The sequence below is a fragment of the Methylobacterium terricola genome (assembly GCF_006151805.1).
In the GTDB taxonomy this organism is placed as follows: Bacteria; Pseudomonadota; Alphaproteobacteria; order Rhizobiales; family Beijerinckiaceae; genus Methylobacterium; species Methylobacterium terricola.
The window spans coordinates 702890-717436 of sequence record NZ_VDDA01000001.1; the positions used below are offsets into that span (position 1 = coordinate 702890).

The window sequence follows — 14547 nt, forward strand, 5'->3', positions numbered from 1 at the left end:
TGACGTAGGGTTATTTAAGAAAGATATTTCCATTATTGCAACGCTGGGCCTGGGCGTCGTGCCTCTCTCTTCGGTTCGCCACGCCCTGCTCTGCGCCGCGGCTGGCCTCGCCTGGCCGGACGGCCTGCGGGCCGACGAGCGCGAGGAGGTGCGGACGGTGCTGTTCGGCAGCCTCGACGCCGGCCGCTCGACCTTCGTCAGCGCCGGCGGAAAATTCGCACCGGACGGCTATGGCCGCGACGGCCTCGCGGCCCTCGCCACCTTCGGCTACGGATTGCGGACGGAGCGGGATTGGTGGGGCGATCCGCGCGGACAGGCGGGCGGGGCGCCGCCCCGGGTGCTTCGCCACACCGTGCAGGGCGGTGCCGTGGCCGGGTGGCAATGGGTGCGCGACTGGGGCATCGCGGCTCTGTTCGCCGGGCCGGAAATCGCCTTCGAGGTGCTGGACAGCCCCGCGACCCGGCGCCTGCCGGCGCCGCGGATCGGGGCCAGGGTGCAGGGCGAGCTGTGGGCCCGGCCGACCGAGGCGACGCTCCTGACCGCGACGCTGATCGCCGGCACCGCGCGCGGGAGCGCTTGGGGACGGGTGGCCTGGGGCGTCCGGCTTCCCGCTCCTGTCCTCGGCGACGGCTATGTCGGGCCGGAGGCGGCGCTCTACGCCGACCGGACCGGCTACCGGAAATGGAGCCTCGGCCTGCACGCCACCGATCTCGCGTTGCCGTTCGAGGGCGTGGCGCCGGTGAGGCTCCGGGTCTCAGCCGGCTGGGCCTACGAGGAACAGATCCGGCGTCCGGGCGTCTACGGCGCCCTCAGTGCCTGGCTCCCCCTGTGACGCGCTCAAGGCATCGAGGAAGCGGGTGGAATCCGCGACGATCTCGTCGCGCCGCGCCGGCTGCATCGTGGCGAGCGTGCGATAGGGCATCGCGAGGCGCGGGTTGCGGCTCAAGCGATCCTCGTGGGCGATCAGGAAGTTCCAGTACAGGTAGTTGAACGGGCAGGCGTCCGATCCCGCCTTCTTCCGCACGTCGTAGGCGCATCCGCCGCAGTAATCCGACATCCGGTCGATATACGCGCCCGACGCCGCGTAGGGCTTCGAGCCGAGGAGCCCGCCATCGGCCCAGAGGGCCATGCCGTGGACGTTGGGCAGTTCCACCCACTCGTAGGCATCGGCGTAGACGACCAGGAACCACTCCTCGACCTGGGCCGGCGCCAGGCCGGCGAGCAGCGCGAAGTTGCCGAGCACCATCAGGCGCTGGATGTGGTGGGCATGGGCCTGGGCCTTCGTGTCGCGGATGCATTCGGCGAGGCAGGCCATCCGGGTCTCGCCCGACCAGTAGAACCAGGGAAGGTCGCGGGTGGCATCGAGGGCGTTGGTCTCGGGGTAATCCGGCATCCGGGCCCAGTAGAGCCCGCGCACGTATTCGCGCCAGCCGAGGATCTGGCGGATGAAGCCCTCGACGGCGTTGAGCGGCGCCGACCCGTCGCGCCAGCGGTCTTCCGCCGCCCGGCACACTTCCTCGGCGTCGAGGAGGCCGAGATTGAGGGCCGGCGCGATCAGCCCGTGATAGAGGAACGGCGTGCCCGACCGCATCGCGTCCTGGTAGTCCCCGAATTCCGGCAGGCAATCGTCGAGGAAGTGCCGCAGGGCCTCCAGCGCCTCGGTCCGGGTCACCGGCCAGGCGAAGGGGTCGAGGTCGCCGAAATGATCGGGGAAGCGGCGGGCGACGAGGTCCATCACCTCGCGCGTCACCGCGTCGGGCGGGAAGCGGCGGCGCTCGGGCACGGCGTGGCCGGCCGGCAGGCGGCGGCGGTTGTCGTGGTCGAAGTTCCAGCGCCCGCCGGCCGGCTCGCGCCCTTCCATCAGGAAGCCGGTGCGCCGGCGCATGGCGCGGTAGAAGGTCTCCATCCGCAAGGCCTCGCGCCCTTCGGCCCAGCGGGCGAAGACCGGGCGCGGGCACAGGAAGCGGGTGTCGTCGCGGATCTCGACGGGCAACCCGAACCGCTCCTCCCAGTCCCGCATCATCGCCTCGACCCGCCACTCGCCGGCCTCCGTCACGACGATCCGGCCGGGACGATGGCGCGCGACCGCCCGGGCGAGCTCTCCGGTGAACGACCCGGTGTTGTGCGGATCGTCGAGGGCGACGTAATCGACCGCGACGCCCCGCGCACGCAGCTCGGCCGCGAAATGGCGCATGGCGGAGAACACCAGCACCAGCTTCTGCTTGTGGTGGCGGACATAGGTCGCCTCCTCGGCCACTTCGACCATCAGCACCGTGTCGGCACCGGGGTCGAGGTCGGTGAAGGTGGCGAGACGCGGATGCAGCTGGTCGCCGAGGACGAGGCGGAGCGTGCCGGCGCGCTCCCGGCATCCCGGGCGATCGCTACGTCCCACGGTGATTTCCGTCGCGCGCCATTGCGGCTCCCCTCCCGCTGCCCATAACTCTAGCTAGGGCGGACGGGGCCTTCGAGCCCCGGCCGAACTGACGCAGGGATGGAACACCATCGGGCCGGGAACCGGCGGGAATGGAGCCGTGACGTGAAATTCGCCTTCGCGGGAATCGATTTCCTCGGCGGTGTGTTCGAGGCCCTGGCGGAAGCGGGCTGGCAGCCGATCAAGCTGTTCACCCGCCCCTGCGACGGGATCTACGACCAGAACGACGCGGTCGTGGCGCTCGCCCGGCGCCATCGGATCCCGATGCAGCTCTCGCGCATCCGCGTCGCCGATATCGAGGCGCTCTCGGCCGAGCACGGCCGCGACTGGGCGCTGGTGGTGGCCGGCTACCCTTGGCTGATCACCGGCTGGCCCGGCCGGGTGCGCTACGCCCTCAACCTCCACCCCTCGCCGCTGCCGGATGGGCGCGGCCCCTACCCGCTGTTCCGCGCCGTCCTCGAGTCCTACGAGAGCTGGGGCGTCACCGCCCACGTCCTCGCCGAGGACGGCTTCGACACCGGCGACATCCTGGCCCAGGACATCTTCCCGCTCTCGCGCGCCGAGACGCACGAGACCCTGCTCGCCCGCTGCCAGATGGCGGCGACGCGGCTCGCCCGCGGGCCGATCGCCCGCGACCTGCCCGCCCTCTGGCGCAAGGCCGAGCCGCAGGGCGACGGCGCCTACTGGCCGCGGGTGAGCGACCTCGACCGCACCCTCGATTTCCGCCAGCCGGTCGAGGCGGTGCTGCGCCGGGTCCGGGCCTTCGGGGCGATCGAGACCCTGGCGCGGATCAACGACAACCGGGTCTTCGTCCAGGAGGCCCATGGCTGGACCGAAGCCCACCGCCACGCCCCCGGCAGCGTGGTCCACGTCTTCCGCCGCCAGATGGTGGTGGCGGCCCGGGACGGCTACGTGCAGATCACCCGCTGGAGCAGCATCCCGCTGACCGACGCGGGCAAGACCGGGCGCTAGGGCATGCCGAAGATGCGCCGCAAGGGCGACCTGCCGCAGAAGACCTGCTTCCAGTGCGGCCGGCCCTTCGCCTGGCGCAAGAAGTGGGAGCGCGTCTGGGACGAGGTGCGCTACTGCTCGGATGCCTGCCGGCGGGCGGCGCATCGGGGCGAGCCGGCCCGCCCGCCCGCGCCTCACGCCTCGAGGTGACGCCCCGGCATCAGCCGCCAGACCAGGCCGCCGCGCGGCCCGAGCAGCATCGAGACGACGTAGAGCATCCCGGCCGAGAGCACGATCGCCGGCCCGGTCGGCAGGCTGGCATAGTAGGAGACGAGGAGGCCCGCCACGCTCGCGAGCAGCGCCAGCACCACCGCCGCCGGCATCAGCCCGGTGAGATCGAGGGCCCAGAACCGGGCCGAGATCGCCGGCAGCAGCATCAGCCCGACGGCGAGCAGGGTGCCGAGCGCCGCGAAGCCGCCGACGAGGTTGAGGACGACCAGCGCCAGGAAGGCGTAATGCACCGGCCCGCTCGCCCGGCCGACCGAGCGCAGGAACAGGGGATCGACGCATTCCATCACCAGCGGCCGGTAGGCGACGGCCAGCGCTGCGAGCGTCACGGTGCTGATGCCGCCGAGCAGCAGGAGCGCGTCGTCGTCGAGGGCGAGCACCGTGCCGAACAGGATGTGCAGGAGATCGATCGACGAGCCGCGGGCCGAGATCAGCAGCACGCCGGCGGCGAGCGAGATGAGGTAGAACGCCGCCAGGCTGGCATCCTCGCGCAGCACCGTCGAGCGGGCGATGAGGCCCGAGAGCATCGCCACCGCGAGGCCGGCGACGAGGCCGCCCAGCGTCATCGCCGGCAGCGACAGCCCGGCCCACAGGAAGCCGATTGCGGCCCCGGGCAGGATGGCGTGGCTCATCGCCTCGCTCATCAGGCTCATCCGGCGCAAGGTCAGGAACACGCCGACCGGGGCGGCGCCGACCGACAGGGCGACGCAGCCGGCGAGCGCCCGGCGCATGAAGGCGAATTCGACGAAGGGCGCCGTCAGGAAGTCGATCACGCGGCGTGCCCGTGGCTGTGGTTGTCGTGCGAGCCGTGCCCGGGCGGTGTGGCCGCGGGCGCGCGGCAGACCGGCGCCTCGTCGTCCCAGGCCTCGCACAGCCGGCGGGCGCGCCGCAGGTTGTCGGTGGTCAGCACCTCGCCCGTGGCGCCCCAGGCCACCGCCTCGCGGGCGAGGAGCAGGGTCGAGGGGAAGTGGCGGGCGACCTGGTCGAGGTCGTGCAGCACCGCCACCACGGTGCGGCCCTCGTCGTGCCAGCCATGGACCAGGGCGAGCAGCTCGTCGGTGGTCCGGGCGTCGATCGCCGCGAACGGCTCGTCGAGCAGGATCACCCGGGCGTCCTGGAGCAGGACGCGGGCGAACAGGGCGCGGCGCAGCTGGCCGCCCGACAGGGTGCCGATCGGCCGGCGCTCGAACCCGGTGAGCCCGACCGCGGCCAGGGCCGCCTCGACGGCGGAGCGATGGGCCTTGAGCGAGCGCCAGGGCCCGACCCGCCGCCACAGCCCCATCGCCACGAGGTCGAACACGGCGATCGGGAAGGCCCGGTCGATCTCGGCGGCCTGCGGCAGATAGGCGATGCCCCGGCGCGACAGGCCCGGCCGGGCGACCTCGCCCTCGAGCGGCCTGATCTCGCCCATGATGCCCTTGAGCAAGGTCGACTTGCCGGCGCCGTTCGGCCCGACCACCGCGGTGAGCGACCCCGTCGGGATCGTGCCGTCGAGGTGATGCACCGCCGGGTGGCGGGCATAGCCGAGGGTGAGGCCGCGAAAGACCAGGGCGCTGCCGGGGCTTGGGACCGCGCTCACGCCATGGCCCACCCGATCAGGCCCCAGACCATCGCGGCCAGGAGCGCGGCGGCGGCGAGGCGCGGCGCCAGCCCGAGCCGCAGCAGCGAGAACGGCACCGCTCGGGGGCGCGGGACGGCGGCGTCGGCCCGCGAGGGGGGGCCATGATCATGCGGCATCGGCGAATACGTCGCTCGGGTCCGGGCGCGCCCTCGGCGGGCGGCCGCGCGAACCCCATATGACAGGCGGCCGGCGGCCGCCTCAAGCGGCGACCGTTACACTGTAACAGGCCGGGCCTGTCAACCGCCGTCGGGCTGGGCTAGAACCCCGGCCGATCGCGCGGCCATCGGACGATGCTCTAGGTTTTTGATTCTGCCGCATTTTCTGCGACGAACCGGTATCCACCTCGTCGGGAAATGCTCTAGGAAGCGGCCATGGCTGCCGGGAGGGTTTGGAGCGCATGGACGAGCACGGCACCTGCGGTCACCACGACCACGCGCCTCACGACCACGCCCACGGTCCGGGCCGGACCGCCGACCTCGTCGCCCGGGCCGAGCGGCTGGCGCAGGATCTCGGCCTGCAATTCACGGCCCTGCGCCGACGCACCCTCGAGGTTGTGGCCGACGAGGGCAGGCCGCTGGGCGCCTACGACATCGCCGAGCGCCTGAGCGCCCCGGGCAAGCGCGTCGCCGCGGTCTCGGTCTACCGCGCCCTCGACTTCCTCACCGAGCACGGCCTCGTCCACCGCATCGCCAGCCGCAACGCCTTCGTGCCCTGCGAGCACGGCCACGGCGCCGGCGAGAGCGCGGTCTTCCTCATCTGCCGCCGCTGCGGCAGCGTCGACGAGACGATCTCTGCCGAGATCGAGCGCAGCCTCGACCGGACCCTCGCCCAGGCCGGATTCAAGCCGGCGAGCCGGATCGTCGAGATCGAAGGGGAATGCGGGGCATGCCAGGGGCGGCATGAGGCGGAGTGAGAGCCGCCGCGCCTTCGGCGCGCGTCCTTCCCCCGCTCGTCGGTGATTGATTCCTCCGCACGGGGCGCGGGACCGCGCGGCGCCGCGCGCGCGGCGGCGCCCGGACCGGTCTGACGCGAGGCGCCGAACGGCGGCATGTCGCCGCGGTGCGCAGCCGCAGAGCAGGCCGTGACGAGCGGCCGGGCTCACCCAGGCGACCTTCGATGAACGCGTGTCGCCGCGCTCGCGGCCTCCCGGCTTGTCTGCGCGCGGGGCGTCTTCGGACCCGGGATCTCGCGGCCTGGACGGCGATGAGACGTGACGGCGCGCACACGTCTGACGATCCAGAAATAAAATTTCCGGTTGTCGTTTCCTCCGAAGCGTGTCGCGCTCTCCTGGGCCCGCCCGTGATCGGACGTCGACACGCGTCGTCCGCGTCATCCTGCGATCTGCGCTGGGTCATGTCTATTTTTTGTCTATACAGACATATCATACTCAAGATGGACAATTTATAAAGCGAATGTCGAATTTTTATTTGTCTTAAATTGAAACAAATGGCTCGATATTTCGTTACGGTTTGGTAGAAAATGGAAGCGGGCCTCAGGGATGCTTTGGAACAGCCGAGCGATGCGCATCCTCGTGGGTGTGTTGCTGCTTGGAGCGGCGGCCCTCGCGATCCTGCCGGCCCTCACCGGCTATACCAGCCTCGACGGCACGGTGAATGCCCGCTTCACCGTCGTCGCCGCGCCGATCGAGGGGGTGGTTTCCGCGACCCCCCCGAAGGTCGGCACCGCGGTCCCGCAAAACGATCCGCTGTTCCAGATCCGGAACGAGCGCATCGCCCGCACGGCCGAGGCGCAGCTGGACGCGGATCTCGGTGCGACCCGCGAGCGTCTGCGCGCGCTCGAGGGCCAGGCCGGCGCGCTCTCGGCCATCAAGGCCGACCTCGCCGCCCGGCTCAAGGAGTATCAGCAGGCCAGCGTCACGGGGATCCAGCAGGAGATCGTCATCCGCCAGCAGCGGATCACCGCCGCACAGGCGCAGCAGGTCTCCGCGCAGGCGGACCTGGTCCGCAAGACGACGCTCGGGGCGACGGGCGTCGTGGCCGGAAGCTCCGTCGAGCAGGCGCGCGCCGCCTCGGTGGCGGCGACCAGCGAGCAGGCGATCGCCCGGGCCGACCTCGAGCGCCTCACCCGCCAGCTCGAGGCGCTCCGCAAGGGCACCTTCGTCGGCGAGGGCCGCAACGACGTGCCGTACTCGCAGCAGCGCCAGGACGAGGTCGCGATCCAGCTCGCGAACGTGCAGATGCAGGCCCGGGCCGAGCGCGCCCGCATCCAGCAGCTGGAGCGGCAGATCGAGCTCGAGCGCCAGCGCAACGACCGGCTCTCGACCGCGGTCGTGCGGGTTCCGTTCGACGGCGTGATCTGGCGCAACAACGTCGTGGCCGGATCGAACGTCGTCGTCGGCAACGAGCTGATCCGGCTCCTCGACTGCCGCGACCTGTTCGTCGACATCCTGGTCAATGAGATCGATTACGACGACATCTCTCCCGGGGCGAGCGCGGAGGTCCGGCTTCTCGGCAGCAGCCAGATCATCGCCGGCACCGTCCTCTCGGTGCGCGGATCGAGCGCCGCCGTCGAGGAGCTGGTCCTGGCGGCTGTCCCGCCCGAGAGTCGTGGCAAGAGCGCCCGCTTCCGCGTGGCGCTCGAACCGAACGCCATGCAGCGCGACTTCGCCAATTTCTGCCAGGTCGGCCGCTCGGTCCAGGTCCGGATCGCCCACGCCGCCAAGCGCGTCCGCCTGCCCAACCTGGTGAAGAGCCTGTGGTTCAGTATCTCGTAGATTTCGTGCCGACCCTGCTCGTCGCGGCGTTCTTCTTCCTCTTCAGCCTGAACTGGCCGCGGCACGCGACGTGGCCGCGTGCCGTGACCTGCGCCTTCGTTCTCGCGGTCGCCGTTCGCTATCTCGTCTGGCGGTTCTTCGCCACGGTGCTCGCCTATCCCGTGGACTGGAGCTTCGGGTTCCTGTGGACGTGGTTCGTCTTCCTCGTCGAGCTCGGCGCCTTCGCCGACATCCTGCTGTTCCTCTTCGCCATGAGCCGCACCGTCGACCGCAGCGCCGAGGCGGACCGGCTCGAGCGGGACTACTTCGCCCGCGACGCCGCGCGCCTTCCCACCGTGGACGTGTTCATCCCGACCTATAACGAGCCCCTCGACGTGCTGGAGCGCACCATCGTTGGCGCCCTCGCGCTGGATTACCCCAAGGACAAGCTCACGATCTATGTCCTCGACGATAAAAGGCGCGGCTGGCTGAAGGATTATTGCGAGCGGAAGGGCGCCGTTCACGTCACGCGCCCCGACAATTCCCATGCGAAGGCCGGCAACATGAACAACGGCCTTCAAGTCTCGTCGGGCGATTTCATCGCCATCTTCGATGCGGACTTCGTGCCCTACCGCAATTTCCTGCGGCGCACGGTGCCGTTCTTCCAGGATCCGACGATCGGCATCGTCCAGACGCCGCAGCATTTCTTCAACAAGGACCCGGTGCAGTCGAATCTGAGCCTGGAGAACGTCTGGCCCGACGAGCAGCGGCTGTTCTTCGACGAGATGGCGGCCAGCCGCGACGCCTGGGACGTCAGCTTCTGCTGCGGCTCCTGCTCGATTGCCCGGCGCTCCGCCATCGCGGAGATCGGCGGCTTCCCGCACGATTCGATCACCGAGGACCTGCTCACCACCCTGGCGCTGCTCAACCGGGGCTACACGACGCGCTACCTCAACGAGCGTCTGTCGATGGGCCTCGCCGCCGAGAACCTGAAGGGCTACTTCGTCCAGCGCGGCCGCTGGTGCCGCGGCGGCATTCAGACGATCTACCTGCATAACGGCCCGCTGCGCGGCCCGGGCCTGACCCTGTTCCAGCGCTTCATGTTCCTGCCGCTGTCGTGGCTCGTCCAGTACACGGTGCGGTTCGTGATCCTGATCGTCCCGGCCGTCTATCTCTGGACCGGGGCGGCGCCCCTGTACTTCACCGGGACCGCGGACATCGTCTGGTATCAGGTGCCGGTCCTGGTGGCGTACTTCCTGCTGATGGGCTGGCTCACGCCGACCCGGTACCTCCCGCTCGTGTCCTCGGCGGTCGGGGCCTTCGCGACGTTCCGGATGCTGCCGGTCGTCGTGTCGAGCCTGGTCAAGCCGTTCGGCGTGCCGTTCCGGGTCACGCCCAAGGGGTCCGGCAACGAGGAATCGGCGTTCGACGCCTACACGTTCTTCTCGATCGCGTTCTGGATCGCCGTCACCGCCCTCGGCCTCGTCGTCAACGTCGTGCCCGAATGGTCGCGGGTCGGGGAGGGCGAGTTCTCGGTGGTCTCGGCCTACTGGGCCGCTCTCAACATCGCGGTGCTGATGGTGGCGTCGCTCATCTGCTTCGAGCGGCCGCGACCGCTCCTCGACAGCTTCGCGACCGACGAGGAGGCCAGGATCGCATGCGGGACGGCGACCCTGCCCGGCCGGGTCACGAGCCTGTCGCTCGCGGGCGGCGTCGTCGCGCTTCAGGCGGAACCCGCCGTCGCGGCGGGCGACGCGATGATCGTCGCGATGCCGCACTTTCCCGAGCTGCGCTGCACGGTCGAGACGGTCTCCCGCCTCGGGCCGAAGCGCGTCGCGATCCGGTTCGGCACCGCCCTCGAGGGCGAATGCCGGGACCAGATGATCGTCAAGCTCTACACGGGAGGTTACTCCCAGGACATCCGCGCGCTCGACAAGTCGGCGATCGCCGGCGGCCTGTGGTCGCGGATGTTCGGCCGCACGGCGCGGGCGGCGTCCTGAGGCCGGGCGGGATCGGCCCGCCGACCGTCAATACGCGTTCTTGAACGCGCTCCGCGCCACCACCGTCATCACCAGGATCCGGAGGTCGAACCACAGCGACCAGTTGTCGATGTAGAACAGGTCGTGCTCGACCCGGCGCTGCATGTCGGCATCGGTCAGCGTCTCGCCGCGCAGGCCGTTGACCTGGGCCCAGCCGGTGATGCCCGGCCGTACGTTGTGGCGCCGCGCATACAGGGCGATGCGGCGCTCGAAGCTGCGGTCGTGGGCGACCGCGTGGGGCCGGGGGCCGACGAGGGACATGTCGCCCCGGATCACGTTGAGAAGCTGGGGCAGCTCGTCGAGGTTGGTCCGGCGCAGGATGCGGCCGATCCGGGTGATGCGGTCGTCGCCCCGGGTCGCCTGACGGAAGGCGGCGTCGGCCTCCGCCCGCATGCTTCGGAACTTGAACACCCAGAACGCCTCCTGGTTGAAGCCGTAGCGCTTCTGGCGAAACAGGCTCGGGCCGCGGCTGTCGAGGCGGATCAGGAGGGCGATCAGCGCGAGCAGCGGCGAGAGCGCGACGAGGGCGAAGGAGGCCACCGCGATGTCGAAGCTGCGCTTGGCGGCGATCTCGAGCGGCGTGAGGGCCGCGCGGCCGACATTGATCCCCGTGAGAAGGCCGACCCGGCCGAGGCGCACGTCGCTGAAGCGGTCCATCACCCGGCCCGGGCGCAGGTGCAGGGCGACCGGCACCCGCAGGAAGGCGTCGACGCAGGCCTCCAGATCCTCGACCTCGGCCCAGGGCACCAGCACGAACACGTCGTCCGGGCGGAGGAAGCGCACCACCGAGACGCTGAGGTCGAGATCCTCGGCGAGCTGGGACCGGCGCGCCTCCGGCTCGGCGCCCGGGGGGGCGTCGCGCAGGGTGCTGACGCCGATCACCCGCAGGCCGAGTGCCGCGGTGTCGTGGGTGGCGTAGAAGCTCGCGACGTCGTCCTCGTACCCGATCAGGTGGATGCGCCGGGCCGAATCGGAGCGCAGCGTGATGAGCCGGCGCACCAGGGTCACGGTGGCGAACCGGGTGATGACGAGGACCGGCAGGCCGGCGAGGAAGGTCGCCAGGGCCGCCGCGCGGGAATGGTCGCCGGTGGTCTTGGTGAGGAAGCCGAGGACGAGCACCACCGCCCAGGCGGCGACCCACAGGTTGGTGGTCTGCCGCAGGTGCGGCGCGCGAGCGAGGTAATTCTCGATGCTGTACGCGTTCCGCGCGGCGTTCGGCAGCACGACGAACAGGCCGAGGAACAGCCCGACCGCGAGAGAGGGACCGAGATCGGGCTGCCGCTCGTAGGAGACGAGGTGGTAGATCAGCTCGCAGGCGAGCCCGGTCATCGTCACGGCGGCGAGCTCGGTGGTCGCCGCACCGCCCGCGATGGCGAGGCGCAGGGCGGCGCGGCCGCGTCGGGGCAGCAGCGCGTTCCAGACCGCGCGCGCCTCGGACGAGGCAAGGTGGGCGTTGCCGTCATCCGGGAACCGTTCGTGTCGCATGGCGAGATGACCCGTGACCGCATCTGTGCCGGGTTGGGACGGTCCGGGCGGGGAACGTGTCGTTCCCACACGCGCCCCGGGCCGCTTCCGGCTGGTGGGCGGTCAGGCAGCAAGCCCGGGACCGGTCGCATCCCAGCCCTGCGACCACGGATGGGACGAGGCGGGTGCGCGGGTGTATGGCAGGCTCGCCGAGCCCCCGGCGGGACCGGGCGGCGCGGCGGGATACGATCGGTCCACCGGTCGGCCAGTCCGATCGGCTCGCCGGTCGCCGAACACGACTGGCGAGCCGGTCGCCAAGGGGGAGCGCCAGAGCGATGGATGCGCGTGCGAGCGAGGGCGGCGTGGCCGTGGAGCCGTCGGTCGCCGGGCCGCCCCTGGTGGAGCCGGCAACCCGGAGCGTGCCGGCGGCGGCGGGACCGGCGGCCGTCATCCTCGGCGGCTTGAGCCTGTCGCACCTCCTCAACGACATGATGCAGTCGCTGCTGCCGGCGATCTACCCGCTGCTGAAGCAGGCCTACGCCCTCGATTTCGCCCAGATCGGCGTCCTGACCCTGGCCTTCCAGCTCACCGCCTCGCTGCTGCAGCCGGTGGTCGGCCTGTTCACCGACAAGCGGCCGATGCCGTTCTCGCTCGCCACCGGCATGCTGCTGTCGCTCTGCGGGCTGCTGCTGCTGTCGCATGCCGGTTCCTACGGCTTGCTGATCCTCGCCGCCTGCCTGGTCGGCCTCGGCTCGGCGATCTTCCATCCGGAGGCCTCGCGGGTCGCCCGGCTGGCCTCGGGCGGGCGCTACGGCCTGGCGCAATCGGTGTTCCAGGTCGGCGGCAATGCCGGCACGGCGTTGGGGCCGCTGCTCGCCGCCTTCATCGTGGTGCCGCTCGGCCAGCGCAGCGTCGCGCTGTTCGCCCTCGCGGCGCTCGCCGGCTTCGTGGTGCTGAGCCTCGTCGGCCGCTGGTACCGCGACCGCCTCGCCGCCGGCGCCGCCCGCGGCAAGAAGAGCGCCGCTGCCATCCGCCCCCTGCCGAGGTCCAAGATCGTCGGCACCATCGGGGTGCTGCTGGTGCTGATCTTCTCGAAGTATTTCTACATGGCGAGCTTGAGCTCGTATTTCACGTTCTACCTGATCCACCGCTTCGGCGTGTCGGTGCAGGATTCGCAGCTCTACCTGTTCGTGTTCCTGGGCGCGGTCGCGGCCGGCACGGTGGTGGGCGGGCCGATCGGCGACCGGTTCGGCCGCAAGGTGGTGATCTGGGGCTCGATCCTCGGCGTGCTGCCCTTCACCCTGGCGCTGCCGCACGTGAACCTGGTCTGGACCGTGGTGCTGACCGTGCCGATCGGCCTGATCCTGGCCTCGGCGATGCCGGCGATCCTGGTCTACGCGCAGGAACTCCTGCCCGGCCGGGTCGGCCTGGTCGGCGGCCTGTTCTTCGGCTTCGCCTTCGGGATGGGGGGGCTGGGCGCCGCGGTGCTGGGCGAGCTCGCCGACCGCACCAGCATCGAGTTCGTCTACGGCGTCTGCGCCTTCCTGCCGGCGGTGGGGCTGCTGGCGGCGTTCCTGCCGCGGCTCGACGCGCCCAAGGCCGCCTGAGACGGGCGGGACCGCCTGACCCGAATCGGCGGGGGCCGGCCGTTCCGGCCCCCGCCCTTCCGGGTTTAGTCGTTGCGGGCGACGGTCTGGATCGTCTCGAACCCCTCGAATTGCGGATGGCCGAGATAGAGCGGCTTGGTGCCGGGCGCACGGCTATGCGCCTTGCGGAACTGCTCGGAGCGGGTCCAGGCCTCGAAATCGGCCTTCGACGACCAGATTGTGTGCGAGGCGTAGAGGACGTGGTCCTCGGCTTCCGGCCCGCGCAGCAGATGGAACTCGACGAAGCCCGGCATCTCCCCCAGGTGGCTGTCGCGCCCGAGCCAGACCTGCTCGAAGTCCTGGGTGGCGTCCTTGTAGACCTTGAACCGGTTCATGGCGATGAACATCGTGGACGTCCTCCTCGGCGCGGCTGAGCGGGTGTCCCGGAGATGGGAACTAGGCCGCCATCGGCAAGGTGACCCGGCCGGTCGGCCTAAGCCCGACTGGCGAGCGACCTGCGTGCGCGACGCAACTCAGTATTTTTTCCACCTTTGTTCCCTTGGGGAATTCGCTCGGAGCGTGTAGACGTGAGTTGGGTTGCATGGCAGACCCGCACCCGCGTCGCGAGCCTGGCAGCAGGACGGCGTGGAAGGGTCGAGGCCGGCGACGCGCTCCGACTCGGCGCAGCGTCCGGATGGCGACTGGATGAAGGCCGGCCCGCCCGCGACAGGCCGGCCGGGTGGGGTGCGTGAACCGGGGGCGAGGCGTCTTCGCCACCGGTTCTGGGTGGCGAACATCCGCGGGACGGACGGAGCGGGAGCGCACCGGCCGCGACGCGGGCACGAACGACGCGGCATGGCGGCTCTCTGGGATTGGGGAGAGGGCCTCCCGGCGGGCCAGACCGTTGGCAAGCCAGAACAAAGACGTTGAGGACCGATGCCCAAGCAAACCACCGAGGTCGACCGGCTCGTCGGCGTCCGCATCACGGCCCTGCGCAAGGCCAAGGGCCTGAGCCAGACCGCCCTCGGCAATGCCGTCGGCGTGACCTTCCAGCAGGTGCAGAAGTACGAGAAGGGCCAGAATCGCGTCGGCGCCGGCCGCCTGCGCGAGATCGCCCGGCTGCTCGAGGTCCCGGTCTCGGCCTTCTTCGAGGATCAGGCCGGCGGCGAGAGCGGCGACGACAACGTCTTCGGCTTCTTGAGCGCGCAGGGCGCGATCGAGCTGCTGCGCGCCTACGTGCAGATCGAGGACGAGCAGCTGCGCCGCGAGGTGCTGGCGATCGTGCGGTCCGCCGCCCGCCTCGGCCGCCACGCCACCGCCCTGAACGGCGAGGACACCACCGCCGCCGAATGACGCCGTGAGCCGGCGGTCCCCGCCGGAGCCCCGGCCGCATCCCTGACGAAGCCGGCTGCGACAGTGCGTCGAGCCGGCTCGACGGCGTCGTGCCGGTGGGG

General features: G+C 70.9%; 14 protein-coding genes. 8 read left to right on the forward strand and 6 right to left on the reverse strand.

Annotated features, from left to right (window positions below; genetic code table 11):
- The first annotated feature begins 58 nt into the window (after window positions 1-58).
- Window positions 59-832 (forward strand): cellulose biosynthesis protein BcsS, encoded by a 774-nt coding sequence (bcsS, locus tag FF100_RS03080; protein WP_246101888.1) that lies wholly within the window; start codon window positions 59-61, stop codon window positions 830-832.
- On the opposite strand, the gene FF100_RS03085 is transcribed toward bcsS, so the two are convergent.
- Complete coding sequence (locus FF100_RS03085) at window positions 755-2392, reverse strand: cryptochrome/photolyase family protein (RefSeq protein ID WP_139034068.1); 1638 nt, start codon at window positions 2390-2392, stop codon at window positions 755-757. The genes bcsS and FF100_RS03085 overlap by 78 nt on opposite strands.
- 144 nt (window positions 2393-2536) lie before the next feature.
- Between FF100_RS03085 and FF100_RS03090 the strand changes: the two genes are divergently transcribed.
- Both FF100_RS03090 and FF100_RS03095 read left to right on the forward strand, forming a co-directional pair.
- Entirely contained in the window at window positions 2537-3403 is an 867-nt protein-coding gene (locus FF100_RS03090) for a methionyl-tRNA formyltransferase (RefSeq protein WP_139034069.1), read from the forward strand.
- A gap of 3 nt (window positions 3404-3406) precedes the next feature.
- Window positions 3407-3592 carry a DUF2256 domain-containing protein gene (locus tag FF100_RS03095; RefSeq protein ID WP_139034070.1) on the forward strand — a complete coding sequence of 62 codons (186 nt, stop codon included), beginning with the start codon at window positions 3407-3409 and terminating at the stop codon, window positions 3590-3592.
- Here the strand turns inward: FF100_RS03095 and FF100_RS03100 are convergent.
- The 3 genes from FF100_RS03100 to FF100_RS36865 are packed head-to-tail and all read right to left on the reverse strand — an operon-like array spanning window position 3577 to window position 5407.
- A complete protein-coding gene (locus tag FF100_RS03100; RefSeq protein ID WP_139034071.1) occupies window positions 3577-4443 on the reverse strand; it encodes a metal ABC transporter permease in 867 nt (288 codons plus the stop codon). The two genes, FF100_RS03095 and FF100_RS03100, sit on opposite strands and share 16 nt — an antisense overlap.
- A complete protein-coding gene (gene aztA / locus FF100_RS03105) occupies window positions 4440-5249 on the reverse strand; it encodes a zinc ABC transporter ATP-binding protein AztA (RefSeq protein WP_139034072.1) in 810 nt (269 codons plus the stop codon). The genes FF100_RS03100 and aztA overlap by 4 nt, the downstream gene beginning before the upstream one ends.
- Complete coding sequence (locus tag FF100_RS36865) at window positions 5246-5407, reverse strand: hypothetical protein (RefSeq protein ID WP_171069992.1); 162 nt, start codon at window positions 5405-5407, stop codon at window positions 5246-5248. The genes aztA and FF100_RS36865 overlap by 4 nt, the downstream gene beginning before the upstream one ends.
- Before the next feature lie 281 nt (window positions 5408-5688).
- Here FF100_RS36865 and FF100_RS03110 point away from each other — a divergent pair, with 281 nt between their 5' ends.
- From FF100_RS03110 to FF100_RS03120, 3 genes are all read left to right on the forward strand, one after another.
- Window positions 5689-6204: a Fur family transcriptional regulator gene (locus FF100_RS03110; protein ID WP_139034073.1), complete on the forward strand. Its 516-nt coding sequence runs from the start codon at window positions 5689-5691 to the stop codon at window positions 6202-6204.
- Window positions 6205-6810: 606 nt separating this feature from the next.
- Window positions 6811-8025: an HlyD family secretion protein gene (locus FF100_RS03115; RefSeq protein WP_246101889.1), complete on the forward strand. Its 1215-nt coding sequence runs from the start codon at window positions 6811-6813 to the stop codon at window positions 8023-8025.
- On the forward strand, window positions 8007-10004 hold the full coding sequence (locus FF100_RS03120; RefSeq protein WP_139034075.1) for a glycosyltransferase: 1998 nt from the start codon (window positions 8007-8009) through the stop codon (window positions 10002-10004). Before FF100_RS03115 ends, FF100_RS03120 begins: the two co-directional genes overlap by 19 nt.
- A 27-nt stretch (window positions 10005-10031) precedes the next feature.
- On the opposite strand, the gene FF100_RS03125 is transcribed toward FF100_RS03120, so the two are convergent.
- On the reverse strand, window positions 10032-11528 hold the full coding sequence (locus tag FF100_RS03125; protein ID WP_139034076.1) for an exopolysaccharide biosynthesis polyprenyl glycosylphosphotransferase: 1497 nt from the start codon (window positions 11526-11528) through the stop codon (window positions 10032-10034).
- Window positions 11529-11842: 314 nt separating this feature from the next.
- On the opposite strand from FF100_RS03125, the gene FF100_RS03130 reads away from it, so the two are divergent.
- A complete protein-coding gene (locus FF100_RS03130) occupies window positions 11843-13114 on the forward strand; it encodes an MFS transporter (protein WP_139034077.1) in 1272 nt (423 codons plus the stop codon).
- Window positions 13115-13179: 65 nt separating this feature from the next.
- Here FF100_RS03130 and hmuQ read toward each other — a convergent pair whose 3' ends face one another.
- Window positions 13180-13500, reverse strand: a complete 321-nt coding sequence (hmuQ, locus tag FF100_RS03135) for a heme-degrading protein HmuQ (protein ID WP_139034078.1) — start codon at window positions 13498-13500, stop codon at window positions 13180-13182.
- A 529-nt stretch (window positions 13501-14029) separates the two neighbouring features.
- Between hmuQ and FF100_RS03140 the strand changes: the two genes are divergently transcribed.
- Window positions 14030-14446, forward strand: coding sequence for a helix-turn-helix domain-containing protein (locus tag FF100_RS03140; protein WP_139034079.1), 417 nt, complete (start codon window positions 14030-14032; stop codon window positions 14444-14446).
- The last annotated feature ends 101 nt before the right edge of the window (window positions 14447-14547 follow it).

What these genes read in the sequence shown, in the direction of transcription:
- FF100_RS03095 (WP_139034070.1), top strand. Translation starts at nt 3,407, where the DNA reads ATGCCGAAGATGCGCCGCAAGGGCGACCTGCCGCAGAAGACCTGCTTC.
- FF100_RS03140 (WP_139034079.1), top strand. Translation starts at nt 14,030, where the DNA reads ATGCCCAAGCAAACCACCGAGGTCGACCGGCTCGTCGGCGTCCGCATC.
- FF100_RS03115 (WP_246101889.1), top strand. Translation starts at nt 6,811, where the DNA reads ATGCGCATCCTCGTGGGTGTGTTGCTGCTTGGAGCGGCGGCCCTCGCG.
- FF100_RS36865 (WP_171069992.1), bottom strand. Translation starts at nt 5,407, where the DNA reads ATGCCGCATGATCATGGCCCCCCCTCGCGGGCCGACGCCGCCGTCCCG.
- FF100_RS03130 (WP_139034077.1), top strand. Translation starts at nt 11,843, where the DNA reads ATGGATGCGCGTGCGAGCGAGGGCGGCGTGGCCGTGGAGCCGTCGGTC.
- FF100_RS03110 (WP_139034073.1), top strand. Translation starts at nt 5,689, where the DNA reads ATGGACGAGCACGGCACCTGCGGTCACCACGACCACGCGCCTCACGAC.
- hmuQ (WP_139034078.1), bottom strand. Translation starts at nt 13,500, where the DNA reads ATGTTCATCGCCATGAACCGGTTCAAGGTCTACAAGGACGCCACCCAG.
- FF100_RS03125 (WP_139034076.1), bottom strand. Translation starts at nt 11,528, where the DNA reads ATGCGACACGAACGGTTCCCGGATGACGGCAACGCCCACCTTGCCTCG.